Below are 26,111 nucleotides of genomic sequence, written 5' to 3'. Positions count from 1 at the left end.
ATCTTGCTCTTGAAAATCAAAAGATCGCAGCCTTCGGCAGCTCCTACAGGTGTGAGCAGGCTCATAGTGCAACTACGCTTGTTAGAATCCCCCAACCCGAACCCCCATCATGATCGCCAGCCGCACGCCCTCCATCACAGGCCTTACCGGTCGCCCCGAGCGCCTGCTGATCCTCGGCAGCCTGCTGACCGTGATTGCGATGGTGTGCATCGTCACCTTCCTGCTGATCCGCGAGTACGCCAGTGCGCAGGAAGTCGCCACGCGCCGCGCCACGACCATCGCGCAATTGATCGATGCCGATGTGCTGCGCACCGTCGAGCTGTACGACCTGACGCTGCAAGGGCTGATCGCCGCCGCTCAGCGTGACGACCTGCAGAACATCTCGCCGCAGATCCGTCATCTGGCGCTGTTCGATCGCTCTGCCACCGCGCGCTTCAAGGGCGACATCCTCCTGCTCGACAAGCATGGCGAGGTGATCGCCGACTCCTCGCGCATCGAAGCGAAACCGGGCAATTTCGCCGACCGCGATTATTTTCTCGCCCACGCATTCAACCGCGACATCGGCATGTTCATCAGCCGCCCGTTCAAGACCCGCTGCGATTGCGAAGAGGCCGATCAGTGGCGCATCAGCTTCAGCCGACGCATCTCCTCGCAGACCGGTGAATTCCTCGGCGTGGCGGTGGCGTCGCTGAAACTCGACTATTTCGACGACCTGTTCAAAAGCCTCGACATCGGCACCGACAGCACGTTGAACATCATCAACAGCGATGGCGTGCTGCTCGCGCAGAAGCCGTATCTGCAGAGCGATTCGGTCGGCAAGAGTTTCGGCAACCGGCCCAACGTCGTGCGGATTCTCAACGATCGCGATGGCAGCGGCAGTTTCACCAGCACTTCGAGCATGGATGACCAGCGGCGGCTCTATACCTACTCGCGGGTCGGCAATCTGCCGTTAACCGTGATGGTGGCGCTGTCCAGCGAGGAAGTGTTCGGCACCTGGCGGCGCACGGCGATCCTGATCAGCGGCGCCACCGGCGTGTTGTGCCTGGGGCTGTTGTGGCTGACGTGGCTGCTCGCTCGGGAACTGCGTTTGCGCCATCGCGCCGAACGCGAACTGGCGCAACTGGCTGCCACCGATGATCTGACCGGAGTAGCCAACCGGCGCATGCTCGATCAGACCCTGCGCCACGAATGGTTCCGCGCCCAGCGCTCGGGCCAGCCGCTGTCGGTGATGATGATCGATGCCGACCACTTCAAGGCCTTCAATGATCGCCATGGCCATCAGGCTGGGGATCAGGTCTTGCGTGAACTGGCCAAAGTGATCACGGCGAACGTGCGACGCCCGGCGGATCTGGTCGCGCGGTATGGCGGTGAAGAGTTTTCGGTGATTCTCGCCGAGACCGACAGCGCCGGGGCGCAGCAGATCGCCGAGCAGATTCGCCAGGCTGTGGAAAACTTGCCCTGGGTTGAAGGCGCTGAGCGGGCGATGACCGTGAGTATCGGCATTGCTACGTGGACATCGGCGAGCGAGATGACCCTGGAGCAGCTGCTGTTTGCGGCGGACAAAGCGCTGTATCAGGCCAAGGAAGGCGGGCGTAATCGCGTTGTAGTGCCAGTTTAAAGTCAAAAGATCGCAGCCTTCGGCAGCTCCTACATCTGGAATGCGTTCCCCTGTAGGAGCTGCCGAAGGCTGCGATCTTTTGCTTTTGAAAGGGCATAAAAAAAGGCCATCCGAGGATGGCCTTCAAAAAACTAGAGAGGTTTTTTACTTACACCGCCGCAACCGGGCGCATGTAAGAGATTGGTGCGGTGCTGGCGTCTTCGAACGTCACCACTTCCCAAGCGTCTGTCTGCTCAATCAATTTGCGCAGCAGCTGATTGTTCAGTGCATGACCGGACTTGAAGCCTTTGAACTCACCAATCAGGCTGTTGCCCAGCAGGTACAGGTCGCCAATCGCGTCGAGGATCTTGTGTTTGACGAATTCGTCTTCATAACGAAGACCGTCTTCGTTCAACACGCCATCAGCGTCGACCACGATCGCGTTTTCCACGCTGCCGCCGAGTGCGAGGTTGTGCTTGCGCAGGTACTCGATGTCACTCATGAAACCAAAGGTACGAGCGCGGCTGACTTCTTTTACGAACGAAGTGCTGGAAAAATCCACGCTTGCACTCTGGGTGCGGTCCCGGAATACCGGGTGATCGAAATCGATCTCGAAGCTCACCTTGAAGCCTTCGAAAGGGACGAAAGTGGCGCGCTTGTCGCCATCTTCCACTGTCACTTCACGCAGGATGCGGATGAATTTCTTGGCGGCGTCCTGTTCTTCCAGGCCTGCCGATTGAATCAGGAATACGAAGGGTCCAGCGCTGCCATCCATGATCGGGACTTCGGACGCGGAGAGCTCGACGTAGGCGTTATCGATGCCCAGGCCAGCCATGGCCGAGAGCAAGTGCTCTACCGTGTCCACTTTGACGTCGCCATTGATCAGCGTCGTCGACATAGTGGTTTCACCGACGTTTTCCGCGCGGGCAGGAATCTGCACCACAGGGTCGAGGTCAGCGCGACAAAACACAATGCCAGTGTCGACAGGCGCAGGCTTGAGGGTCAGATAGACCTTCTCGCCGGAATGCAGGCCTACACCTGTGGCACGGATAATATTTTTCAGTGTGCGTTGTTTAATCATGGCTTGGGCCGCTTCAGCGCAAATTGCGAACTGGTATCAACAAAGGCTGGCGATGATAGCAGACCATGCCTTTGCTGAACACCAATCACCTTCATAGCCCTGATACATTCCATCAATCGGCCTGACGACGCAGGAAGGCCGGAATGTCCAGGTAATCCAGGTCATCCTGCGGATTCATCTTCGCGGCAGCCGCAGCACCGGCCTGGGCCTGGTTGCGCATGACGGTCGGACGGTCCAGATCACGGTAGTTCACCGCTGGCTGCTCCTGACGGGCCGGAGCCGGTTGTTGCACCTGCGCCGAAGCCATCGAGGTGTGAACGGTGTTGTCGATGACCTTTACAGGCTTCTCGATTTTCGCGCCCAGACCGGTGGCAACCACGGTTACGTGCAGCTCGTCGCGCATGTCCGGATCGATAACAGTACCGACCTTGACCATCGCGTGCTCGGAAGCAAAGGCTTCGATGATCGAACCCACGTCGGAATACTCACCCAGGGACAGGTCAGGACCGGCGGTGATGTTCACCAGAATGCCGCGCGCGCCTTGCAGGTTGACGTCTTCCAGCAACGGGTTGCGGATTGCCGCTTCGGTGGCTTCACGTGCACGGTTCGGACCGCTGGCGCAGCCAGTGCCCATCATCGCCATGCCCATTTCGCTCATCACGGTGCGCACGTCGGCGAAGTCGACGTTGATCATGCCCGGACGCTTGATGATGTCGGAGATACCGCGAACGGCACCGGCCAATACATCGTCAGCCTTGGCGAAAGCCGACAAGAGGCTTGCGTCTTTGCCGAGGATGGTCAGCAGTTTTTCGTTCGGAATGGTGATCAGCGAGTCGACGCTTTCCGAAAGCATGCGGATGCCTTCGTCGGCGATCTGCATACGCTTGCGGCCTTCGAACGGGAACGGACGGGTCACGACCGCAACGGTCAGAATGCCCATTTCCTTGGCCACTTCAGCGATGATCGGCGCTGCACCGGTACCGGTACCGCCGCCCATGCCGGTGGTGATGAACACCATGTTGGTGCCGGCCAGCACTTCAGCGATGCGCTCGCGGTCTTCCAGAGCGGCTTGACGGCCGACCTCAGGATTGGCGCCGGCACCCAGGCCTTTGGTCACGCCGGTGCCCAGTTGCAGGATGGTCCGCGCGCCGATGTTTTTCAGCGCTTGAGCATCGGTGTTGGCGCAGATGAACTCAACGCCTTCGATGTTGCTCTTGACCATGTGATTGACAGCGTTGCCGCCGCCACCGCCGACACCGATAACTTTGATTACCGGGCTTGCGGGGATGTTGTCTACGAGTTCGAACATTTTCCCTCTCCTTACATTCTCTAGTTTTTTCGCCTACTGCTGTTTGTAGCGGTGTATCTACTGCAGTTGCTTGCCGCTTGAAGCTTGTCGCTCCAGGCTGCTTTTAAAAATTGCCCTGAACCCACTTTTTCAGTCGGTCCAGCAGCGGCGCCTGAGGCTCTTCGCTGCTGTAGCTGTCGCGGCTGCCGATGCCGGAGAACGAAACTCCGTCGGACTGCTTCTGCAGGCCGTACATCAACAAACCGACGCCAGTGGAATAAATCGGGTTGCGCACCACGTCATCCAGACCTTTCACGCCATGCGGCACACCAAGGCGCACCGGCATGTGGAAGATCTCTTCGGCCAGTTCAGTGGCGCCTTCCATTTTCGAGGTACCGCCGGTGAGCACGATGCCCGCCGGGATCAGGTCTTCGTAGCCGCTGCGACGCAGCTCGGCCTGGATCAGGGTGAACAGTTCGTCGTAACGCGGCTCGACCACTTCGGCCAGGGCCTGACGCGACAGTTCGCGCGGTGGACGGTCGCCGACGCTCGGCACCTTGATGGTTTCGCCGGCACCGGCCAGTTTGGCCAGGGCGCAGGCGTAACGGATCTTGATCTCTTCGGCGTACTGGGTCGGAGTGCGCAACGCCATGGCGATGTCGTTGGTCACCTGATCACCGGCAATCGGGATCACCGCGGTGTGACGGATCGCGCCTTCGGTGAAGATCGCGATGTCGGTGGTGCCGCCGCCGATGTCGACCAGGCACACGCCCAGTTCTTTCTCGTCGTCGGTCAGCACCGAGTAGGCCGAAGCCAGTTGCTCGAGAATGATGTCGTCGATTTCCAGACCGCAGCGACGCACGCATTTTTCAATGTTCTGAGCAGCGTTGACGGCGCAGGTGACCACGTGAACCTTGGCTTCCAGACGCACGCCGGACATGCCCAGCGGCTCGCGCACGCCTTCCTGGTTATCGATCACGTAATCCTGCGGCAGGGTGTGCAGCACGCGCTGGTCAGCCGGGATCGCCACGGCCTGGGCGGCGTCGAGTACACGCTCAAGGTCCGCCGAGCTGACTTCGCGATCACGGATCGCGACGATGCCGTGGGAGTTCAGGCTGCGGATGTGATTGCCAGCCACGCCGACGAACGCCGAGTGAATGCGGCAGCCGGCCATCAGTTGGGCTTCTTCGATCGCGCGCTGGATCGACTGCACGGTGGATTCGATGTTGACCACCACGCCCTTCTTCAGGCCGCGGGACGGATGCGTGCCGATCCCGACGATTTCCAGCTGGCCGTCGTCCGCGACCTCGCCTACCAGCGCCACCACTTTGGAGGTGCCGATATCCAGACCGACGATCATTTTGCCGCTTTGCACGTTTGCCATGGGTCCTGCCTCTTCTTAATTCTTTGCGACAGCGGGTTGGGCTGTCGTCGGCGCTACGGGTTCCCGCCAGCCAACAGCGAGGCCGTTGGCGTAGCGCAGATCGATGCGCGCAATGTTCGTAATCTGCTCTTTCAGCGTCTTGTCATAGATGGCGATAAAGCGGCGCATCTTTTCCACCAGGTTGCCGCGTCCCAGCAGCAACTCGATGCCGGGGCCGGAACTGCCGGCACCGGTGGTCAGGAACCAGCTGCCGCGTTCACGCAATTCCAGGCGTGCAATCGAAAAACCCAGCGGCCGCAGCATCTGGCTCAGCACCTGATACTGCTGCATCACCTGCTGCTGAGCCCGTTGTGGGCCGAACAGCTGCGGCAGGTGTTCGTAATTCGCCAGTTCCTTGGGCGTGAACGCCTGGCCCTGGTTGTTGAGCAACGACTCGTCGCCCCAACGCGCCACCGGCAATTGCTCTTCGAGGCGGATCACCACCTGATCCGGCCACACCCGACGCACTTCGGCGTGGGCGATCCAGGGCATCTGCTCGAGCTCGGTACGCATACCTGCGAGGTCGATGGTGAAGAAGCTCGACGCCACGAACGGCGCGATCCGCTGCTGCACCGCCTGCTGGCTGATGTAGCTGAGGTCGCCCTGCACCGCGATCTTGCTGATCGGGCGGTCGGCGTACGGCAGCAAACGCTGCGCACCTTCGTACGTACCAAAGCCCAGCGCCACCAGCAGCACCGGCCAGAACAGGCTTTTCAGAAAGCCGAAATTGGCTTTCGGCAGGCGCGCGGACATCGGCTCTTTCGCCACCATTCGGCTGGCACCCCGCGGCACCGGCTTGCGGCCGGGTGCGGGTGGCTGATGTCTGAGATGAGCGCCTTGCATGGTCTTAACCTCGCGCCTCTGTTGCGCCTGCGTCTTCAACGCTGGCGGCCAGAATGGCCAGAACCAGTTGCTGGAAATCCAGACCGGCAGCCCGCGCCGCCATCGGCACCAGGCTGTGATCGGTCATGCCCGGTGCGGTATTGACTTCAAGGAACCAGAACTGCCCGTCGGCGTCCTGCATCACGTCCGCCCGGCCCCAACCGGCGATACCCAGCGCCTCACAGGCCCTAGCCGTGAGTTCCATGAGTTCCTGTTCCTTGGCCGCGTCGAGCCCGCACGGAATGCGGTACTGGGTATCGTTGGCGATGTACTTGGCGTCGTAGTCGTAGAACGTGTGCGGTGTACCCAGGGCGATAGGAGGCAACACCTGGTCACGCAGGGTGGCGATGGTGAACTCCGGACCTTGAATCCATTGCTCAACCAAGACTTGCGAATCGTAGGTACTGGCCGCTTTCCATGCGTCGATCAACTCGGACGCAGAACTCACTTTGGCCATCCCGATACTTGAACCTTCATGCGCCGGTTTGACGATCAAAGGCAAGCCCAGTTCCGTCGCTGCGGAAATACAATCGGCTTCGCTGCACAGCACGGCGTGACGCGGCGTCGGAATCCCGAGGCTGTGCCAGACCTGCTTGGTGCGCAGCTTGTCCATCGCCAGTGCGGAAGCAAGAATGCCGCTGCCGGTGTAAGGGATACCGGCGCACTCGAGCAGGCCCTGCATGCTGCCGTCTTCGCCGCCGCGACCGTGGAGAATGATGAATGCACGGTCGATCTTTTCGCTGAGCAGACGCTGCAGGAAGTCTTCGCCCACATCGATACCGAACGCGTCGACGCCAGCGCTTTGCAGCGCCTCGAGCACGGCGTTGCCGGATTTCAGCGAAACCTCACGCTCGGCACTCAGGCCGCCGAAGAGCACGGCGACGCGGCCGAAGTCTTTCGGCGCGATGGTGGAGAACAGCTTGGCGTAGGCAGCAGTCATTTCAACTTCCCCTCGACCGGCGCCGCCACGGCGCCGGCGAACAATTCACTTTTCAACAGCTTCGGCGCGAGACCGCCGATATCACCAGCGCCCTGGCACAGCAGAATGTCGCCGGCGCGCAGCAGCGGCTTGACCAGCGGCGCCAGATCGACGCCACGCTCGATGTAGATCGGGTCGAGCTGACCGCGCTGGCGGATGCTGTTGCACAGCTTGCGGCTGTCGGCGCCCGGGATCGGCTCTTCACCGGCCGGATAGACTTCCATCAGCAGCAGCACGTTGGCGTCAGCCAGTACATTGACGAAGTCGTCGTACAGGTCGCGGGTGCGGCTGTAACGGTGCGGTTGATACACCATCACCAGACGGCGCTCCGGCCAGCCACCGCGCACGGCTTTGATCACCGCAGCGACCTCGGTCGGGTGGTGCCCGTAGTCGTCGACCAGCATCACGTTGCCGCCGTCCACCGGCAGTTCGCCGTAGACCTGGAAGCGTCGGCCAACACCCTGGAAGCCTGACAGGCCCTGAACGATGGCTTCATCGCTGACGCCTTCGTCGGTGGCGATGCAGATGGTCGCCAGCGAGTTGAGCACGTTGTGGTTGCCGGGCATGTTCACCGACACGTCCAGCGGCTCGCGATCCGGGCGCAGCACGGTAAAAAAGGTCTGCATGCCCTGCTGGCGCACATTGATTGCGCGTACGTCGGCGTCTTCGCTGAAGCCGTAGGTCACGGTCGGACGCTTCACCAGCGGCAGGATTTCGCGCACCACCGGATCGTCCAGGCACATCACCGCCAAACCGTAGAACGGCAGGTTGTGCAGGAATTCGACGAAGGTTTTCTTCAGTTTGTTGAAGTCACCGTCGTAGGTCGCCATGTGGTCGGCGTCGATGTTGGTGACCACGGCCACCAGCGGCTGCAGATGCAGGAAACTCGCATCGCTTTCATCGGCTTCGGCAATCAGGTAACGGCTGGTGCCGAGCTGGGCATTGGTGCCCGCTGCATTCAGGCGACCACCGATCACGAATGTCGGGTCCAGACCACCGGCCGCGAACACCGAAGCGATCAGGCTGGTGGTGGTGGTTTTGCCATGGGTACCGGCGACGGCGATGCCGTGGCGATAGCGCATCAGCTCGGCGAGCATTTCTGCGCGCGGCACAACTGGAATGCGGCGCTCAAGGGCAGTCGCCACTTCCGGGTTGGACGTGTTCACTGCGCTCGACACCACCAGCACGTCGGCGGTAGCGGCATTCTCGGCACGGTGACCGATGAAGATCTGCGCGCCGAAGGTTTCCAGGCGCTCGGTGACCGGCGACGCTTTCAGGTCGGAACCGGAAACTTGGTAGCCCAGGTTCAGCAACACTTCAGCAATGCCGCACATGCCCACGCCGCCGATGCCGACAAAGTGGATGCGACGGATGCGGCGCATTTCCGGTTGTGGCATGGCTTTCTGATTCTCAACCATGGGCCACCTCCAGACAGGTATCGACCACGCTACGGGTGGCATCGGGTTTGGCCAGTCGGCGGGCCGCTTGGGCCATTGCTTCGAGTCGTTGCGGTTGCATCAAGACCTCTGTCAGGCGCGCGGCAAGATCCGCGGCACCAGTCGTTCTTTGCGGCATCAGGAAGGCAGCGCCTTCGCGGGCCAAATAATCGGCGTTGCGGGTCTGGTGATCGTCGATCGCGTGGGGCAAAGGCACCAGCATCGAGGGCAGACCGGCGGCCGCCAGCTCACTGATGGTCAACGCGCCTGCGCGGCACACCACCAGGTCAGCCCAGCCATAGGCCTGGGCCATGTCTTTGATGAACGGCTGCACCTGCGCTTCCACACCCACGGCGCGGTAACGCTCGGCAGTTACTTCATCGTGATTTTTGCCGGCCTGATGAAACACTTCCGGGCGCAGGTCGGCAGCGACTTGGGCCAGGGCTTCAGGCAGCAATTTGTTCAACGGTTCTGCGCCCAGGCTGCCGCCAAGGATCAGCAAACGCGCTTTGCGCCCGGCCAGCGCCGGTCGCGATGTGTCGAGGAACAGCTCGCTGCGCACCGGATTACCGGTGGTACGGCGGCTGTCCGACAGAGTAAAGGTGTCGGGGAACGCTTCACACACTCGGGCGGCGAACGGCACCAGCAACCGATTGGCGGTGCCGGCGACAGCGTTCTGCTCGTGAACGATCACTGGCACGCCGGCCAGTTTTGCGGCAAGACCGCCGGGGCCGGTCACGTAACCGCCGAAGCCAACCACGCACACCGGCTTCAGGCGGCGCATGATCGCCCGCGCCTGCCACACCGATTTCAGCAGCATCAGCGGCGCCTTGAGCAGCGACAGCTTGCCCTTGCCACGCAAACCGCTGGCGTTGATCCGGTGCAGTTCAAGCCCTGCCGCCGGAACCAGTTCGTTTTCGATCCCGCGTGGCGTGCCGAGCCAGTGCACGGTGTAGCCGCGCGCCTGAAACTCGCGGGCACAGGCCAGCGCCGGGAACACGTGGCCGCCGGTACCGCCGGCCATGATCAATACGTTAGCGCCCATGAGTCGGCTCCTCGGCGAAGTCGCTCTCTTGGAATTCCATCTCTTCGCTGCCCAGGTGGGTTCGACTCTCCCACTCGATGCGCAGCAACAGGCCCAGACAGGCGCAGCAGATCACCAGCGAGCTGCCGCCGTAACTGAGGAACGGCAAGGTCAGACCCTTGGTTGGCAGCAGGCCGACGTTCACACCGATGTTGATCAGGAACTGACCAATCCACAGGAACGACAAGCCGTAAGCCACGTAAGCGGCGAAGAACTGCTTGGCCTTCTCCGCCCACAGGCCGATGTACATGCCGCGAATACACACGAACACGAACAGCGCGACGGTGCACAACGAACCCACGGCGCCCAGTTCTTCGGCGAGTACCGAGAACACGAAGTCGGTATGCGCTTCCGGCAGGTAGAACTGCTTCTGCACGCTGTTGCCCAGGCCGACGCCCAGCCACTCGCCGCGACCAAACGCGATCAAGGCCTGCGACAACTGATAACCGGCGCCGAACTGGTCGGCCCATGGGTCGGCGAAGTTGGTCAGACGCGCCATTCGATAGGGCTGCATCTGGATCAGCAAAACCACCGCGCCAACCGCCAGCACCACCATCAGCGAGAAGCGGAACAGCCCTACCCCGCCAAGAAACAGCATCGCCGCCGCCGCGCCCATCATGACTACGGTGGCACCGAAGTCCGGTTCCATCAGCAACAGACCGGCCATCGGCAGCAGGACGATGAACGGCTTGAAGAAGCCCATCCAGCTCTCGCGTACTTCTTTCTGCCGGCGCACCAGATAACCGGCGAGGTAGATCACCACGAACACCTTGGCGATTTCCGACGGCTGCACGTTGAAGAAGCTGAAACCGATCCAGCGCATCGAACCGTTCACTTCGCGGCCGATGCCGGGGATGATCACCATCACCAGCAGGCCGAACGCACCGATCAGCATCATCCAGCCGAGGCGCTGCCAGGTGGCGATCGGGATCATCATGGTGACGATGCACGCGCCCAGGCCCAGCACCACATAGATAAGGTGGCGAATCATGTAATACAGCGGACTGCCCGACTGCGCCGCCGCCACTTCGGTGGACGCCGAGGCGATCATGATCAGCCCCAGACCCAGCAGCGCCAGGCAACCGGCGAGCATCGGGAAATCGAGGTCGATGCCACGCCCGGTGATCAGCGGCGACGGGTACGGCTTGATGATGTTTCTCAGGTTCATGCCAGTTCCTCCACAGCGCGGACGAACTGGTGACCACGGTCTTCGTAATTCTTGAACATGTCGAAACTGGCGCAGGCCGGAGACAGCAGCACCACATCACCCGATTGGGCAGCGGCGCGGCATTGCGCGACGGCGTCGACCAGCGAAGACGCGCGGATCAGCGGCACGGCATCGCCGATGGCTGCGCCGATCTTGTCGGAGTCGCGGCCCATCAGCACCACAGCGCGGCAGTTGGCCGCCACCGGATCACGCAGATCGTTGAATTCGGCGCCTTTGCCGTCACCGCCGGCGATCAGAATGACCTTGCCGTCGATGTCTGCGCCCAAACCTTCGATGGCGGCCAGAGCGGCGCCAACGTTGGTGGCTTTGGAATCGTTGTAATAGGCCACGCCGTCGAGATCGCGCACCCACTGGCAGCGATGTTCGAGCCCGGCAAACGTGCGCAGCGCCGCGAGCATGGCGTCGAACGGCAGACCCACAGCGTGACCCAGTGCCAATGCAGCAAGAGCGTTGGACTGGTTATGCGCACCGCGAATCTTCAGTTCACGCACCGGCATCAGGTTCTGGAATTCGAAGGCGAGGTACTTCTCGCCGTCTTCTTCGCGAATGCCGAACGCCTTGAAATCCGGTTTGCTCAGGCCAAAGGTCCAGCATGGCTGGCCTTCGCCGATCAATGGACGGCTGAGGGCGTCCTGACGGTTGACCACAAACTGCTTCGCGCCCCGGAAGATCCGGTGCTTGGCCAGGTGATAGGCCGGCAGACCGCTGTAGCGATCCATGTGGTCTTCGCTGATGTTCAGTACGGTGGCGACTTCGGCGTTGAGCTGGTCGGTGGTTTCCAGCTGGAAACTCGACAACTCCATAACGTACAGCTCGACGTCATCGCTGAGCAGATCCAGCGCCGGGGTGCCGAGGTTGCCGCCAACGGCGACGCGCTTGCCGGCAGCAGCCGCCATCTCGCCGACCAGAGTAGTGACGGTGCTTTTCGCGTTGGAACCGGTGATCGCGACGATCGGCGCCCGCGTATTACGCGCGAACAGTTCGATGTCGCCGGACATTTTCACGCCACGGGCAGCGGCGGCTTGCAGGGCCGGGGTCGCCAGCGCCAGGCCGGGGCTCACGTAGAGCTCGTCGGCACGGCAGAGGAATTCGACGTCCAGCTCGCCACAACGCACTTCCACGTGCGGATAGTCACGCTTGAGCGTGGCCAGTTCCGGTGGATTGTCCCGCGTGTCGGCCACAGCAAACGACGTGCCCCGGTTCGCCAGGAAGCGAACCAGGGACATGCCGCTCTTGCCGAGGCCGACAACGATGCGGAAGTGGTCAGAAGCGATCAGAGACACTCGTTCTACCTCAGCTTCAGGGTGGCAAGGCCGACCAGGACGAGAATCACGGTGATGATCCAGAAACGGACGATCACGCGCGGCTCGGGCCAGCCCTTGAGTTCAAAGTGGTGGTGTATCGGCGCCATGCGGAACACGCGGCGACCGGTCAGCTTAAAGGAGGCAACCTGAATGACCACTGACAGGGTTTCCATCACGAACACGCCGCCCATGATGAACAGGACGATTTCCTGACGGACGATCACCGCGATGGTGCCCAGTGCCGCGCCGAGTGCCAGGGCACCGACGTCGCCCATGAACACTTGCGCCGGATAGGTGTTGAACCAGAGGAAACCGAGACCGGCACCGATCAGCGCACCGCAGAACACGATCAATTCGCCTGCGCCGGGCACGTAAGGGATCAGCAGGTACTCGGCGAATTTCACGTTACCCGACAGGTAGCAGAAAATCCCCAGGCCGCCGCCGACCATCACGGTTGGCATGATCGCCAGGCCGTCGAGGCCGTCAGTCAGGTTGACCGCGTTGCTCGAACCGACAATCACAAAGTAGGTCAGCACGATGAACCCGGCGCCCAGCGGGATGCTGTAGTCCTTGAGCATCGGCAGAATCAGCGTGGTTTCCACCGGCGTCGCGGCAGTCATATAAAGGAAGATCGCTGCGCCGAGGCCGAACACCGACTGCCAGAAGTATTTCCAGCGGCTCGGCAAGCCACGGGAGTTCTTCTCGATGACTTTGCGGTAATCGTCGACCCAGCCGATGGCGCCGAACAGCAGGGTCACCAGCAGCACCACCCAAACGTAGCGGTTGCTCAAGTCAGCCCAGAGCAAGGTGCTGACGCCGATCGACGACAGAATCAGCGCGCCACCCATGGTCGGCGTACCGGATTTGGACAGGTGCGATTGCGGGCCGTCGTTACGCACCGATTGGCCGATCTGACGGTTCTGCAGAGTACGGATCATCCACGGGCCATAGCACAGCGACAAGACCAGCGCGGTCAGTACACCGAGAATCCCGCGCAGGGTCAGGTACTGGAAGACCGCGAAGCCTTTGTAGAACTGTTGCAGATACTCCGCTAGCAGCAGCAGCATTAATGTTTCTCCAGACTGGACCCGCACAGAGCCGCAACGATGTTTTCCATCGCTGCGCTGCGCGAACCCTTGATCAAAATGGTGGTGTTTGTGTCCTGCTCGGCGGCGAGGGCCTGGATCAGCTCGGCCTGGGTGCCGAAGTGCTGCGCCTGCTCACCGAAAGCGTTTACCGCGTGGACCATGTTCGGCCCGACCGCGTAAAGCGCGGAAACCTTGCCTCGGGCGTACTCGCCCACGTCGCGGTGCCCCTGCTCCGCCCAGTCGCCCAACTCGCCGATATCCCCGAGCACCAGGACGGTGCGGCCGGAAAAGCCGGCGAGTATATCAACGGCCGCGCACATCGAGGTGGGGTTTGCGTTGTAGGTGTCATCGATCACGCGCATGCCGTTTTTCGCCAGTTGCGCGACGGTGCGACCCTTGACCGGTTGCACCGCGCCCAGTCCGGTGGCGATGCCGAACAGCGACACGCCCAAGGCGTGGGCAGCAGCGGCGGCAGCCAGGGCATTGGCGACGTTATGAGTACCGAGCAGGTTCAGTTGCACGCGCTCACTGCCTTCAGGCGTGTGCAGATTGAACGCCGGGCAACCGCGGGCATCAGTGGCCAGATCGCTGGCGTGGAAATTCGCCTCGCTGTTGCTGAGAGCGAAGGTCAGCACCTGACGACCGGCAGCGCGGCCCTTCCAGATAGCGAAAGCCTTGTCATCGAGGTTGAGCACGGCGATGCCATCGGCGGCCAGACCTTCGATGATTTCGCCTTTGGCTTCGACGATTTTTTCCGGACCGCCGAACTCACCAACGTGAGCGGTGCCGGCGTTGTTCAGGATCGCTACGTGCGGCTTGGTCAGCCCGACGGTGTAGGCGATTTCACCGAGACGCGAAGCGCCCAGTTCGATCACGGCCGAGGTGTGCTCCGGCGCCAGTTCGATCAGGGTCAGCGGGACGCCGAGGTCGTTATTCAGGTTGCCACGGGTCGCCAGCACCGGACCGCGCGTGCGCAGGATGCTCGCGAGCATTTCCTTGACCGTGGTCTTGCCACTGGAACCGGTCACTGCCGCCACTGGCTGGGTGAACGCAGCACGGTTCAAGGCGCCGAGTTGGCCGAGGGCCTGACGGGTATCCTTGACCAGCAATTGCGGCAGCGCGCTGTCGGCGACTTCGCGCTCGACCAGTGCCGCCACGGCACCTTTGCCGGCAACGTCGTTCAGATAATCATGACCGTCGAAACGCGGGCCGGTCAGGGCGATGAACAACTGGCCCGGCTGAATCGCCCGACTGTCGATGCTGACGCCGTCGAAACTCGCGTCAGCGCCGATCAAACGGGCTTCGAGTGCGTTGGTCAATTCGCTGAGTGTCAGGGCCTTAAGCATGGGCCACCTCCCACGCGGTCAGGGCATGATCAGCCTCGACCAGATCGGAAAACGCATGGCGCACGCCGTTGATTTCCTGATAGTCCTCGTGACCCTTGCCGGCGAGCACAATCACGTCGTCAGCGGTCGCGCCGGCGATCAATTGCGCAATGGCCTGGCCGCGACCGGCGACGAAAGTGACTTTATCCACAGCGGTGAAACCGGCACGGATGTCGTCGAAAATCACCGCAGGATCTTCGGTGCGCGGGTTGTCATCGGTGACCAGCACCTGGTCGGCGAGACGCTCGACCACTTCGGCCATCAACGGACGTTTGCCACGATCGCGATCACCGCCGCAGCCGAACAGGCACAGGAGTTGGCCTTTGACGTGCGGGCGCAGTGCGGTGAGAACTTTTTCCAACGCATCCGGGGTATGGGCGTAATCGACCACCACCAGCGGCTGCGTGCCGCCACCCAGACGCTGCATGCGCCCGGCCGGGCCTTCGAGCTTCGGCAGCACTTTGAGAATTTCGTCGAGGGCGTAATCCAGACCCAGCAAGGCGCCGACTGCGGCCAACACGTTGCTCAGGTTGAAACGCCCGAGCAGCGTGCTGCGCAGGTGGTGCTCGCCTTGCGGCGTGACCAGCGTGGCGCGTACGCCGTGGTCGTCGAACTGCGCTTCGCGGCAAAACAGGTAGGCGCTGCTGTCGAGCAGGCTGTAGGTGATCAAACGCGACTCGCGTTTTTCCGCCGCCAGTTGCCGGCCGAAATCGTCGTCGAGGTTGACCACGCGGCACTTCAGGTCATTCCAGGCGAACAGCCGGGCCTTGGCCTCGGCGTACGCCTGCATGGTGCCGTGATAATCCAGGTGATCGCGGGACAGGTTGGTCATCACCGCCACATCGAACGCCAGCGCGGTGACCCGGCCCTGATCCAGACCGTGGGACGACACTTCCATGGCCACGGCTTTCGCGCCGGCCTTTTTCAGATCACCCAGGGTCGCTTGCACCGCAATCGGATTCGGCGTGGTGTGCAGGCCGCTTTCCAGCGCGCCATAGAAGCCGGAACCCAGCGTACCGACGATGCCGCAATGTTGGCCGAGCAGATCCAGCGCCTGCGCGACCAGTTGGGTCACGCTGGTCTTGCCGTTGGTGCCGGTGACGCCGATCAGGTTCAGGTGGTGACTCGGCTCACCGTAAAAACGCCCGGCAATGTCCGACAGCTGCGCCGCCAGACCCTTGACCGGAATCAGCGGCACGTCAGTGATCGGCAGCACGGTGGCGCCTTCGACTTCATAAGCCACGGCAGCCGCGCCGCGTTGCAAGGCATCGGCGATGTGCGCCCGGCCATCGAAGCGGCCACCGGGCACGGCGAGAAACAGATCGCCGGCGCGCACGTTGCGGCTGTCCAGCGCCAGTTCACGGATCAACAGATCGTGGCCGGCGTGGGGAAATATCTTGTTCAGACTTAATGACATCAGCCGCGCCCTCCATTGGCTTTCAGCGGAACGACCGGGGTGGCATTGGCCTGTTGCGTAGTCGGCAGGTTGTCCGGGGTCACGTTCATCAGGCGCAGGGTGCCGGACATCACACGGCTGAACACCGGCGCCGACACCAGACCACCGAAGTAACCGGCCTTGGTTGGCTCATCAATCACCACAACGATGGCGTAACGCGGGTCGCTCATAGGGCCGAAGCCGGCGAACAGCGAGCGGTAGGAATTTTCTGCGTAGCCCTTGGTGCCGACCGAAGTCTTGCGCGCGGTACCCGACTTGCCGCCGACGTGATAAGCCGGCACCTGCGCACGGAACACGCCGCGCGGCGCTTCGATCACTTGCTGCAACATGCCCTGCATGGTTTTCGCCACGGCTTCCGGCAACACTTGGGTGGTCTGCGGCATCTTGTCGGTTTTGATCAGCGTCAGCGGCGCGAGGCGACCGTTGTTGGCCAGTGCCGAGAACGCATGCACCAGCTGGATCGCGGTCACGGAAATACCGTAGCCGTAAGACAAGGTTGCAGTTTCAGCCTTGCGCCATTCGCGGTAGTTCGGCAGATTGCCGACACGTTCGCCGGGGAAGCCCAGGCCGGTGTCCTGACCGAGGCCGACTTTCTGCGCCAGACGGAAAATGGTTTCGCCGCCGATATCGAAGGCGACTTTACTCATGCCGACGTTACTGGAATTGATCAGGATGCCGGTCAGATCGAGCACCGGCCCTTCGGTCTTCGACACGTCTTTGATGGTGTATTTGCCGATCTGCAACGAGCCCGGATACACCTCGACGGTGTCGCTCGGTTTCCAGCGGCCGGTTTCGATCGCCGCGCTCATGGAAATGGCTTTCATGGTCGAACCCGGCTCGAACACGTCGATCATGGCGCGGTTGCGCATCATCGCCGGTTGCAGGTTGCGACGGTTGTTCGGGTTGTAGGTCGGCTGGTTGACCATGGCCAGGATCTCGCCGGTCTTCACGTCCATGATCACCAGACTGCCGGCCTTGGCGCCGTTCTCGATGATCGCGTTGCGCAGTTCGCGGTTGGCCAGGTATTGCAGACGCAGATCAATCGACAACGCCAAGGGCTTGCCGGCCTTGGCGTTTTTGGTGACCTGAACATCCTTGATCAGCCGGCCACGGCGATCCTTGATGACTTGTCGTTTGCCCGGCACCCCGGCCAGCCATTCGTCATAGGCCAGCTCGACGCCTTCGCGACCGTGATCGTCGATGTCGGTAAAGCCGACCATGTGCGCGGTGACTTCACCGGCCGGATAGAAGCGGCGGAATTCTTCGATGCCATAGACGCCCGGCACTTTCAGATCGAGCACAGCCTGGCCCTGCTCGGGGGTCAGCCCGCGCACCAGATAAATGAATTCTTTGTTGGCCTGGGCTTCGAGGCGCTCGCTTAGCGCTTTCGGGTTCTGGCCCAGCGCGGCGGCAAGTGCCGGCCACTTCTCTTTGGCCGACTGCATTTCCTTGGCGTTGGCCCACAGCGTGGTCACTGGCGTACTGACGGCCAGAGGCTCGCCGTTACGGTCGGTGATCAGGCCACGGTGCGCCGGAATCGGAATGTGGCGCAGGCTGCGCGCGTCGCCCTGGCCCTTGAGGAAGTCACGGTCGACCACTTGCAGGTCGATGATCCGCCAGCAGATCGCCGCGACCATCAGACCGAGCAGCGCCACCATCAGGCGGAAGCGCCATGGGAACAGTGCGCCTTCGAGTTTCATCATGGCGCCACCATCTTCACGTCAGCCGCGCCAGGAATGTGCATCTTCAATTGTTCGGTGGCCAGCACTTCGATACGACTGTGCGCAGTCCAGGTGCTCTGCTCGAGAATCAGCCGGCCCCACTCGGCCTGCGCCTTGTCGCGCACGCTGAGTTCGTTATAAAGGGTGTTGAGCAACTGCCGGTTCCAGTGCGCGCTGTACGACACGGCAATGGCCGAAAACAGCACGCCGATAAACAGCAGCAGCATCAGAAAGCTGCCGCCGGGCAGTGGTTTGGCGAAAAGCTTGCTCACCGCAACTTCTCCGCGACACGCATGACGGCGCTACGGGAACGTGGGTTGGCTTTGAGTTCGGCGTCGGAGGCCGTCTGCGCTTTGCCGTGGATTTTGATTTTCGGTTCGAAGGCGACGTGGCGAACCGGGAGGTTGCGCGGCAGATTGTCGGCCTCGCCTTTCACCAGCTTGCGCATGAACAGTTTGACGATGCGGTCTTCCAGCGAGTGGAAGCTGATGACCACCAGACGGCCGCCAACTTCCAGCGCTTCCAGCGCGGCGTCGAGACCGGCTTCCAGATCGCCGAGTTCGTTATTGACGTGAATGCGCAAACCCTGGAATGCGCGGGTGGCCGGGTTCTTGCCCTTTTCCCACGCCGGGTTGGCGACTTTCAGCACTTCGGCCAGATCGGCGGTGCGCTCGAACGGCTTGATGTCACGACGCTCGGCGACGGCACGGGCCATGCGCCCGGAGAAACGTTCTTCGCCGTATTCCTTGAACACCCGGGCGATTTCTTCCACCGGCGCGGTGTTGACGAATTCGGCAGCGCTGATGCCACGGGACGGGTCCATGCGCATGTCCAGCGGCCCGTCATTGAGGAAACTGAAGCCGCGCTCGGCGTCATCGAGCTGCGGCGACGACACGCCGAGGTCGAGCAGAATGCCGCTGACCTTGGCGGTCAGGCCTTGCTCGGCAACCACCGAACCGAGCTCGGCAAAGCTGCGCTGCACAACGACAAAGCGGCCGTCTTCGGCCGCTAGCGTTTGCCCGGTGGCAATCGCTTGAGGATCCTTGTCGAATCCGATGAGTCGACCGTCCGGCCCGAGCTGGCTGAGGATCAACCGGCTGTGCCCTCCGCGCCCGAACGTGCCGTCCAGATAGCAGCCATCAGGACGTACGGCGAGAGCCTCGACGGCTTCGTCAAGCAGTACGGTGATGTGGTTAAAGCCGCTATCAATAGTCACAGGATCAAATCACGCAGTTCATCAGGCATCGCGCCCGGTTGTTGAATAGCAGCAAGGTCAGCGGCAGATACCGCATTCCATGCATCCTCGTCCCACAATTGGAACTTGTTCAGTTGGCCGACCAGCATCGCGCGCTTATCGAGCTTGGCGTATTCGCGCAAACGCGGCGGAACCAGGAAACGACCACTGCCATCGAGTTCGAGGTCGACGGCATTACCAATCAATAAACGTTGCAGGCGACGGTTCTCTTCGCGAAGCGAAGGGAGTGCGCGCAACTTGGTTTCAATAATTTCCCACTCATCGAGCGGATAGACACACAGGCATGGATCAACGGCATCAATGGTCACGATCAATTGGCCGGAACTGCGCGAATCGAGCTCGTCACGGTACCGGCTCGGCATGGCGAGACGGCCCTTTGCATCGAGACTGATAGCGTTAGCTCCGCGAAACACGTCAGCGTTTCTCCAATTTTTATCGTTTTGAGCTCAAAAAACCCACTTCATGCCACTTTCCGCCACTTGCGCACACTATAGGAATGCGCCCACCACACCGTCAAGGCGCGGATTAAAGGAAAAACCTTACAGAACGGAGATTTAGCGACGTAAAAGGAGGCTCAACGAGAATCTGACGTGAAGTTTTGGTCAATAACTTGATGCAGCACTGAAAGCTGCGCTCGAAAGTTAAAGTAGTTTGTTAAGAGTAAGATTTTTTCGGTATTACAAAGGCGCTTCGGCTGTTGATTGAAGCAGGGTGGGAAAAGGCTATTACCACGTTTGCCGCTGCCGGAGTTTCAGACCAGGCCGGCTGATATTACACAGCCGCGTCTTCTTTGTTTCAAGCAGGGAAAGAAAAAGGTGGAGAGTCGATCTGTAAGCCGGGTTCTGTCTTGAACAGTCATTCGTCTACGATGGCCATCACTGGACATCTTTAGCAACCTACCCGGTCCCAGCGCGGGCCACGCCTTGGGACCCTATTTGGTCTTGCTCCAAGTGGGGTTTACCTAGCCACGAACTGTTGCCAGACGTGCGGTGCGCTCTTACCGCACCTTTTCACCCTTACCGGCGCTTGCGCGCTTAGGCGGTTATTTTCTGTGGCACTTTCCGTAGGCTCACGCCTCCCAGGCATTACCTGGCACTTCGCCCTATGGAGCCCGGACTTTCCTCCCCCCCCTAATTTTCATAGAGGGCAGCGACTGTCCGATCGACTCTCCGCCGCGAAGGTTAACGGCAGAGCGCCGGAAGAACAAGCGCTAAAACCCTCAGGAACGCCATGGGCGACGGCTTACACGCCTTTCTGTTTATCCAGCGCCACCTGATACAACACGTTTTTGCGCTCGCCAGTGATTTGCGCTGCCAGTGCGGCGGCGCGCTTTAGCGGCATTTCCTCCAATAGCAGATCGAGGATGCGCATGGCTTCGCTGCTGACCGCGTCTTCCGACTCCGGCGCGGTCCAGCCGGCCACCAGCACCACGCACTCGCCGCGCTGCTGATTGCTGTCGGACTCGACGAACGCGCGCAGCTCGCTGAGCGGCAGGCCTTTGAGGGTTTCGAAGGTTTTGGTGATTTCCCGCGCCAGCAGAGCCTGACGCTCGCCGCCAAACACTGCTTCCATATCCTGCAGGCATTCGAGAATGCGATGCGGCGCTTCATAGAAAATCAATGTGCGCGGCTCTTCTTTGACTGCTTCCAGACGCGCCTTGCGTCCGACCGACTTGGCCGGCAGAAAGCCTTCGAAGATAAAACGGTCGGACGGCAAGCCCGCCGCCGACAGCGCTGCGATCAACGCACAGGCACCCGGCACCGGCACCACGTTGATCCCGGCCGCACGGGCCTGACGCACCAGGTGATAACCCGGATCGGAAATCAGCGGCGTGCCGGCATCGGAGATCAGCGCGACGTTGTCGCCCGCCAGCAACCGGGTAATAAAGCGGCTACCCTCATCCCGTTCGTTGTGTTCGTGACATGCGGCCAGGGGCGTACCGATGCCGAAGTGCTGCATCAGGCGCGCCGAATGCCGCGTGTCTTCCGCTGCAATCAGGGCCACTTCACGGAGGATTTTCAAGGCCCGGGCGCTGATGTCGTCCAGGTTGCCGATGGGCGTCGCCACCACATAAAGCGAGCCAGCAGCGGAATTCAAAGGACCTGGAGCAGTCAAAGCGCACACCTCGTGATCGGTAAAAGCGGCCATTGTAGCGCGTCATGAGGCTTGCGATGCGCTCCGGCCGAGCGCGGTTTTTCGCGCGGTTGTGCGCTGCCGCAACATTTACTCCAGCTAAATTGACCGATTCACGCCAGTAACATCGCGCCCCGGCCAGTGCTTGGGTACAATTCCACGCTAATTTGATCGAGTATCAGGAACACTTACATGATCGCTTGCCTGCGGCTGTTCACTGCCCTCTGCCTCGCTGCCTTGTTGGCCGCGTGTGCCAGCTCCCCTTCCTCCAGCCTTGGCGAACTTCCACGGACTCCGGACGCCAGCATCGAGCAACTGCTCGAACAGGCTGCCCAGGCTAAAACCCCGGAACAAGCCGCCCTGCTGCGCCTGAGCGCGGCGGACCAGGCTTACCGCCAAGGCAATGCCGGCCAGTCCGCGCAAATCCTGCAACAAGTGCCGGTGGAGCAACTCAAGCCAGGCCAGCAGATTTTCGCCAATACGCTGTCCGCCGAACTGGCCATGACGCGCAATCAGCCGAAAGCTGCGCTGACCGCCCTGAGCCATCCGAGCTTCCAGAAGCTCAGCGAAATGCCGGAAGAGCAGCAAGTGCGCACTGGCACTGTTCACGCCCGCGCCCTTGAAGCCGATGGCCAGACGCTGGCCGCTGCCCGTGAGCGTGTGTTCATTGCACCGATGCTGGAAGGCGAAGCGGCGAGCAAGAACCACGAAGCGATCTGGACCCTGATCGCGTCGCTGCCAACCGATCAATTGCAACCGAACAACACCGACGATCTCGGCGGTTGGATGGCTCTGGCGCAAGCGGTGAAAACCGCAGGCACGCTGGAACAGCAACAGGCCGCGATCGACAACTGGCGTGCGCAGAATCCAAAGCACCCGGCGGCTGTCAACCTGCCGCTGCCATTGACCAAACTCAAGGAACTGGCCAGCCAGCCACTGAGCAAAATCGCCCTGCTGCTGCCACAGGACGGCCAGTTGGCGTCGGTCGGCAAAGCGCTGCGTGAAGGCTTCATGGCCGCGCATTATCAGGCGCAACAGGCCGGCCAGAACCCACCTGCCATCGAGTTCTACGACAGCTCGAAGCTGACCTCGATGGACGAGTTCTATCGCAAGGCCCAGGCTGACGGCGTGCAACTGGTAGTCGGCCCACTGGAAAAACCACTGGTCAAGCAACTGAGCACTCGCCCGCAACTGCCGATCACCACCCTGGCGCTGAACTACAGCGAAGGCGAGCAAGGCCCGGCGCAACTGTTCCAGTTCGGTCTCGCTGCTGAAGACGAAGCTCGCGAAGTTTCCCGTCGCGCTCGTGCCGACGGCCTGCATCGCGCCGCGATCATGGTGCCGAAGGGCGAATGGGGCGATCGAGTCCTGCGCGCCTTCAGCCAGGACTGGCAAGCCAATGGCGGCAGCATCGTTGCCACCGAACGTGTCGATCAGCCGGTGCAACTGGCCCAGCAGATCGCCGACATGTTCCAGCTGCGTCAGAGCGAAGCTCGAGCCAAGAGCCTGCAGAATGTTGCCGGCACCAATGTCGCCGCGCAGCCTTCGCGTCGTCAGGACATCGAATTCATCTTCTTGGCCGCCACGCCGCAACAGGCCCAGCAGATCAAGCCGACCCTGAACTTCCAGTACGCCGGTGACGTTCCCGTCTACGCGACCTCCCATGTGTACAGCGCCAGCGGCGACGTCAATCAGTACAACGACATGAACGGCATTCGCTTCTGCGAAACCCCATGGCTGCTGGAAACCAGCGATCCGCTGCGCCAGCAAGTAGCTGCGCAATGGCCGCAAGCCAATGGCAGCCTCGGTCGCCTGTACGCCATGGGCGCCGACGCCTATCGCCTGGCACCGCGCCTTGGCCAACTCAAGGCCCTGCCGGACAGCCGCATCGAAGGTCAGTCGGGCAGCCTCGGCATGACCCAGACCCAACGCGTAGTGCGCCAGCTGCCATGGGCACAGTTCGTCAGCGGTCAGGTGCAGCGTCTGCCGGACACTCCGCGCTGATGTCCGACAGGTCACGCTCGCAAAGCGGCAAGGATGCCGAGCGCCAAGCGCTCGAACATCTGCAACAACAAGGTCTGCGCCTGTTGGCGCAGAACTGGTTATGCAAACGCGGCGAGCTTGATCTGGTCATGCTTGATGGCGATACAGTAGTATTCGTTGAAGTTCGCTACAGAAAAAACACTCAATGGGGTGGCGCGCTCGCCAGTATCGACGAGCGCAAGCAGCAGAAACTGATCTTTGCAGCACAGTATTTTCTTCAGCGCGAGTCGCGTTGGGCCAATTCCCCCTGCCGCTTCGATGTGGTGGCGATCGACAGCCACCCGAATCAGCTGAACTGGTTGCAGAATGCTTTCGACAGTTGATCGCCTGCACCCTGCCCTGTTTTCGTCCGACACATTTTGCTCTTTGCTTTGCCGGCTGCACATTCACGTGCCGAACAGCCGCGCCACTTAAGGTCACACAGATGGACATGCAATCCCGAATTCGCCAGCTTTTCCAGGCCAGTATCGACACCAAGCAACAGGCGATGGACGTACTTGCACCGCACATCGAGCAAGCCAGCCAGATCATGGTCAACGCCCTGCTCAACGAAGGCAAAATGCTCTCGTGCGGCAACGGTGGCTCGGCCGGCGATGCCCAGCATTTTTCTTCGGAGCTGCTCAACCGCTTCGAGCGCGAGCGTCCGAGCCTGCCGGCGATTGCGCTGACCACGGACACTTCGACGATCACTTCGATCGCCAACGATTACAGCTACAACGAAGTGTTCTCCAAGCAGATCCGCGCGCTCGGCCAGCCGGGCGATGTGTTGCTGGCGATTTCGACCAGCGGCAACTCGGCGAACATTATTCAAGCGATCCAGGCCGCACATGATCGCGAAATGATTGTCGTAGCTTTGACCGGACGCGATGGCGGCGGCATGGCGTCGCTGCTGTTGCCCGAGGACGTCGAGATTCGCGTACCGGCCAACGTCACTGCACGTATTCAGGAAGTCCACTTGCTGGCGATCCATTGCCTCTGCGATCTGATCGACAGCCAACTGTTCGGGAGTGAAGAATGACCCCTAATCGCCTTGGCCTTCTGGCCTTGACCCTGTGCCTCGGCATCAGCGGCTGCACCTCGGTGGTGAACGCCAGCCGTGAAGCGCCGATCGAAGACGACCGTGGCACGCGCACCTTCGGCAGCAAGATCGACGACTCGCTGATCGAAACCAAAGCAGGCGTGAACATCGCCAAGGCCGATCCGGCACTGGACAACGACTCGCACATCGTCATCACCAGCTTCAACGGCGTCGTCCTGCTCGCCGGCCAGACTCCGCGCGAAGACCTCAAGGCCAAAGCCGAACAGGCCGCCGCCAACGTCCAGCGCGTGAAGAAAGTGCACAACGAGCTGCAAGTGCTGCAACCCTCCTCCCTGCTCGCGCGCCAGAACGACGCGTGGCTGACCACCAAGATCAAGACCCAGATGCTCACCGACGCCAGCATCCCGGGCTCGCGTATCAAGGTCGTGACCGAGAACGGCATCGTCTATCTGCTGGGCCTGCTGACCAAACAGGAAGCCACTCAGGCAACCAATCTGGTTCAGGGTGTGTCCGGTGTGCAGAAGATCGTGAAGCTGTTCGAATACATCGACTGACCGTAAAAGGCAGACACAAAAAAGGCGATCCATCCGGATCGCCTTTTTTTTATTTCACAACCTTCAAACTTGGCCGGCCACTCGGGCGTGGCGGCTCGCTGCCCGGTGGCGGCGAGTCGTCATCCGGATCGATGTCTTCCTCGTCGTCCATCGGCAACTCGAGGTCAAACACCATGCCCTGGCCGTTCTCCCGCGCATAAATGCCCAGGATCGCGCTGATCGGCACGTAGAGACTGTGCGGAACACCGCCGAAGCGGCCTTCGAACGTCACCACGTCGTTATCCATGTGCAGATGACGCACGGCACTCGGCGAGATGTTCAGGACGATCTGGCCGTCACTGGCAAAACCCTGTGGCACCTGCACCGCCGGGTACTCGGAGTTGACCAGCATGTGCGGGGTGCAATCGTTATCCACAATCCACTCGTAGAGCGCGCGGACCAGATAAGGTCGACTGGAGTTCATAGCGGCTCCTTAAGCCTTAGCGCATATCGCGTTCGACACCAGACAGACTCGCCTGGAAAGCCTCACGCGCAAACTGGCGCTCCATATAATCAAGCAGCGGCTTGGCCGGCCGCGGCAGTTCAATACCCAGAATCGGCAAACGCCAGAGTATGGGTAATAGGCAGCAATCCACCAGACTTTGTTCCTCACTGAGGAAGAACGGCTTGTCGGCGAACAGCGGCGAAACGCCGGTCAGGCTTTCGCGCAATTCCTTGCGCGCCACGACCCGTGCTGCCTCTTTGCTCTTGGGATCCAGAATCAGATCCACCAGCCCGCACCAGTCACGCTGAATCCTGTGGATCAGCAGACGGCTGTTGGCCCGCGCCACCGGATAAACCGGCATCAGCGGCGGGTGCGGGTAACGCTCATCCAGATACTCCATCACCACGGTCGACTCCCACAACGCCAGGTCACGATCGACCAGCGTCGGCAGACTGCCGTAAGGGTTCACCTCAATCAGTTTAGGCGGCTGGCGGCCCGCTTCCACGTAAATGATTTCGGCGCTGACACCCTTCTCTGCAAGCACGATGCGCACTCGGTGGGAATAGTGGTCGGCGGGGTCGGAGTAACAGGCCAACCGATTGGTCACGCCCATGGCGATCCTCCTCGCTTGTTGAATTTGTCGGAACCGGA

The 26,111-nt window shown here is 61.3% G+C and carries 24 protein-coding genes and 1 other RNA gene; 5 read left to right on the top strand and 20 right to left on the bottom strand.

Annotated elements, in window-relative coordinates; translation table 11 throughout:
* The first annotated feature begins 109 nt into the window (after window positions 1-109).
* On the top strand, window positions 110-1,618 hold the full coding sequence (locus AC0IXA_RS16360) for a sensor domain-containing diguanylate cyclase (RefSeq protein WP_471813884.1): 1,509 nt from the start codon (window positions 110-112) through the stop codon (window positions 1,616-1,618).
* Between the two features lie 148 nt (window positions 1,619-1,766).
* Here the strand turns inward: AC0IXA_RS16360 and lpxC are convergent, their stop codons facing one another.
* The 18 genes from lpxC to rsmI all read right to left on the bottom strand — a co-directional run bounded on the left by lpxC (window position 1,767) and on the right by rsmI (window position 21,355).
* Complete coding sequence (lpxC, locus tag AC0IXA_RS16355; RefSeq protein WP_007916984.1) at window positions 1,767-2,678, bottom strand: UDP-3-O-acyl-N-acetylglucosamine deacetylase; 912 nt, start codon at window positions 2,676-2,678, stop codon at window positions 1,767-1,769.
* Between the two features lie 112 nt (window positions 2,679-2,790).
* A complete protein-coding gene (ftsZ, locus tag AC0IXA_RS16350) occupies window positions 2,791-3,987 on the bottom strand; it encodes a cell division protein FtsZ (RefSeq protein ID WP_016773283.1) in 1,197 nt (398 codons plus the stop codon).
* Between the two features lie 103 nt (window positions 3,988-4,090).
* Window positions 4,091-5,350 carry a cell division protein FtsA gene (ftsA, locus tag AC0IXA_RS16345; RefSeq protein WP_016773282.1) on the bottom strand — a complete coding sequence of 420 codons (1,260 nt, stop codon included), beginning with the start codon at window positions 5,348-5,350 and terminating at the stop codon, window positions 4,091-4,093.
* 15 nt (window positions 5,351-5,365) lie between these two features.
* A complete protein-coding gene (locus tag AC0IXA_RS16340) occupies window positions 5,366-6,232 on the bottom strand; it encodes a cell division protein FtsQ/DivIB (RefSeq protein WP_073473459.1) in 867 nt (288 codons plus the stop codon).
* Window positions 6,233-6,236: 4 nt separating this feature from the next.
* The gene (locus AC0IXA_RS16335) at window positions 6,237-7,211 is read right to left on the bottom strand and encodes a D-alanine--D-alanine ligase (RefSeq protein WP_471813881.1); all 975 of its coding nucleotides are present in this window, start codon (window positions 7,209-7,211) and stop codon (window positions 6,237-6,239) included.
* Window positions 7,208-8,668: a UDP-N-acetylmuramate--L-alanine ligase gene (murC, locus tag AC0IXA_RS16330; protein WP_024014243.1), complete on the bottom strand. Its 1,461-nt coding sequence runs from the start codon at window positions 8,666-8,668 to the stop codon at window positions 7,208-7,210. The genes AC0IXA_RS16335 and murC overlap by 4 nt, the downstream gene beginning before the upstream one ends.
* Window positions 8,661-9,731, bottom strand: coding sequence for an undecaprenyldiphospho-muramoylpentapeptide beta-N-acetylglucosaminyltransferase (murG, locus tag AC0IXA_RS16325; RefSeq protein ID WP_016773277.1), 1,071 nt, complete (start codon window positions 9,729-9,731; stop codon window positions 8,661-8,663). Before murG ends, murC begins: the two co-directional genes overlap by 8 nt.
* On the bottom strand, window positions 9,721-10,938 hold the full coding sequence (gene ftsW, locus AC0IXA_RS16320; protein ID WP_016773276.1) for a putative lipid II flippase FtsW: 1,218 nt from the start codon (window positions 10,936-10,938) through the stop codon (window positions 9,721-9,723). Before ftsW ends, murG begins: the two co-directional genes overlap by 11 nt.
* Window positions 10,935-12,281 (bottom strand): UDP-N-acetylmuramoyl-L-alanine--D-glutamate ligase, encoded by a 1,347-nt coding sequence (murD, locus tag AC0IXA_RS16315; RefSeq protein ID WP_471813878.1) that lies wholly within the window; start codon window positions 12,279-12,281, stop codon window positions 10,935-10,937. Before murD ends, ftsW begins: the two co-directional genes overlap by 4 nt.
* A 5-nt stretch (window positions 12,282-12,286) precedes the next feature.
* Window positions 12,287-13,369: a phospho-N-acetylmuramoyl-pentapeptide-transferase gene (mraY, locus tag AC0IXA_RS16310; RefSeq protein WP_016773275.1), complete on the bottom strand. Its 1,083-nt coding sequence runs from the start codon at window positions 13,367-13,369 to the stop codon at window positions 12,287-12,289.
* Window positions 13,369-14,736: a UDP-N-acetylmuramoyl-tripeptide--D-alanyl-D-alanine ligase gene (locus AC0IXA_RS16305; RefSeq protein WP_471813876.1), complete on the bottom strand. Its 1,368-nt coding sequence runs from the start codon at window positions 14,734-14,736 to the stop codon at window positions 13,369-13,371. Before AC0IXA_RS16305 ends, mraY begins: the two co-directional genes overlap by 1 nt.
* Window positions 14,729-16,192 carry a UDP-N-acetylmuramoyl-L-alanyl-D-glutamate--2,6-diaminopimelate ligase gene (locus AC0IXA_RS16300; RefSeq protein WP_016773271.1) on the bottom strand — a complete coding sequence of 488 codons (1,464 nt, stop codon included), beginning with the start codon at window positions 16,190-16,192 and terminating at the stop codon, window positions 14,729-14,731. Before AC0IXA_RS16300 ends, AC0IXA_RS16305 begins: the two co-directional genes overlap by 8 nt.
* A complete protein-coding gene (locus AC0IXA_RS16295; RefSeq protein WP_174823877.1) occupies window positions 16,192-17,931 on the bottom strand; it encodes a peptidoglycan D,D-transpeptidase FtsI family protein in 1,740 nt (579 codons plus the stop codon). The genes AC0IXA_RS16300 and AC0IXA_RS16295 overlap by 1 nt, the downstream gene beginning before the upstream one ends.
* The gene (gene ftsL, locus AC0IXA_RS16290; RefSeq protein ID WP_016773269.1) at window positions 17,931-18,224 is read right to left on the bottom strand and encodes a cell division protein FtsL; all 294 of its coding nucleotides are present in this window, start codon (window positions 18,222-18,224) and stop codon (window positions 17,931-17,933) included. The genes AC0IXA_RS16295 and ftsL overlap by 1 nt, the downstream gene beginning before the upstream one ends.
* On the bottom strand, window positions 18,221-19,168 hold the full coding sequence (gene rsmH / locus AC0IXA_RS16285) for a 16S rRNA (cytosine(1402)-N(4))-methyltransferase RsmH (protein WP_445941224.1): 948 nt from the start codon (window positions 19,166-19,168) through the stop codon (window positions 18,221-18,223). The genes ftsL and rsmH overlap by 4 nt, the downstream gene beginning before the upstream one ends.
* Window positions 19,165-19,620 (bottom strand): division/cell wall cluster transcriptional repressor MraZ, encoded by a 456-nt coding sequence (mraZ, locus tag AC0IXA_RS16280; RefSeq protein ID WP_007917012.1) that lies wholly within the window; start codon window positions 19,618-19,620, stop codon window positions 19,165-19,167. Before mraZ ends, rsmH begins: the two co-directional genes overlap by 4 nt.
* 402 nt (window positions 19,621-20,022) lie before the next feature.
* Window positions 20,023-20,376, bottom strand: an RNA gene (gene rnpB / locus AC0IXA_RS16275) — RNase P RNA component class A.
* 73 nt (window positions 20,377-20,449) lie between these two features.
* The gene (rsmI, locus tag AC0IXA_RS16270) at window positions 20,450-21,355 is read right to left on the bottom strand and encodes a 16S rRNA (cytidine(1402)-2'-O)-methyltransferase (RefSeq protein ID WP_016773267.1); all 906 of its coding nucleotides are present in this window, start codon (window positions 21,353-21,355) and stop codon (window positions 20,450-20,452) included.
* Window positions 21,356-21,532: 177 nt separating this feature from the next.
* Here rsmI and AC0IXA_RS16265 point away from each other — a divergent pair, with 177 nt between their 5' ends.
* The 4 genes from AC0IXA_RS16265 to AC0IXA_RS16250 all read left to right on the top strand — a co-directional run bounded on the left by AC0IXA_RS16265 (window position 21,533) and on the right by AC0IXA_RS16250 (window position 24,976).
* Window positions 21,533-23,344, top strand: coding sequence for a penicillin-binding protein activator (locus AC0IXA_RS16265; protein WP_016773266.1), 1,812 nt, complete (start codon window positions 21,533-21,535; stop codon window positions 23,342-23,344).
* On the top strand, window positions 23,344-23,706 hold the full coding sequence (locus tag AC0IXA_RS16260) for a YraN family protein (RefSeq protein WP_341639448.1): 363 nt from the start codon (window positions 23,344-23,346) through the stop codon (window positions 23,704-23,706). Before AC0IXA_RS16265 ends, AC0IXA_RS16260 begins: the two co-directional genes overlap by 1 nt.
* 101 nt (window positions 23,707-23,807) lie before the next feature.
* Window positions 23,808-24,401: a phosphoheptose isomerase gene (locus AC0IXA_RS16255; protein WP_008082788.1), complete on the top strand. Its 594-nt coding sequence runs from the start codon at window positions 23,808-23,810 to the stop codon at window positions 24,399-24,401.
* A complete protein-coding gene (locus AC0IXA_RS16250) occupies window positions 24,398-24,976 on the top strand; it encodes a BON domain-containing protein (RefSeq protein WP_024014250.1) in 579 nt (192 codons plus the stop codon). Before AC0IXA_RS16255 ends, AC0IXA_RS16250 begins: the two co-directional genes overlap by 4 nt.
* 49 nt (window positions 24,977-25,025) lie before the next feature.
* Here AC0IXA_RS16250 and AC0IXA_RS16245 read toward each other — a convergent pair whose 3' ends face one another.
* Both AC0IXA_RS16245 and AC0IXA_RS16240 read right to left on the bottom strand, forming a co-directional pair.
* Window positions 25,026-25,439, bottom strand: a complete 414-nt coding sequence (locus AC0IXA_RS16245; RefSeq protein WP_016773263.1) for a ClpXP protease specificity-enhancing factor — start codon at window positions 25,437-25,439, stop codon at window positions 25,026-25,028.
* A gap of 16 nt (window positions 25,440-25,455) precedes the next feature.
* Entirely contained in the window at window positions 25,456-26,073 is a 618-nt protein-coding gene (locus tag AC0IXA_RS16240; protein WP_007961620.1) for a glutathione S-transferase N-terminal domain-containing protein, read from the bottom strand.
* Window positions 26,074-26,111: the final 38 nt, after the last annotated feature.

The organism is Pseudomonas sp. AC083 (assembly GCF_979253165.1).
This window is presented reverse-complemented; position numbering and strand designations above follow the sequence as displayed.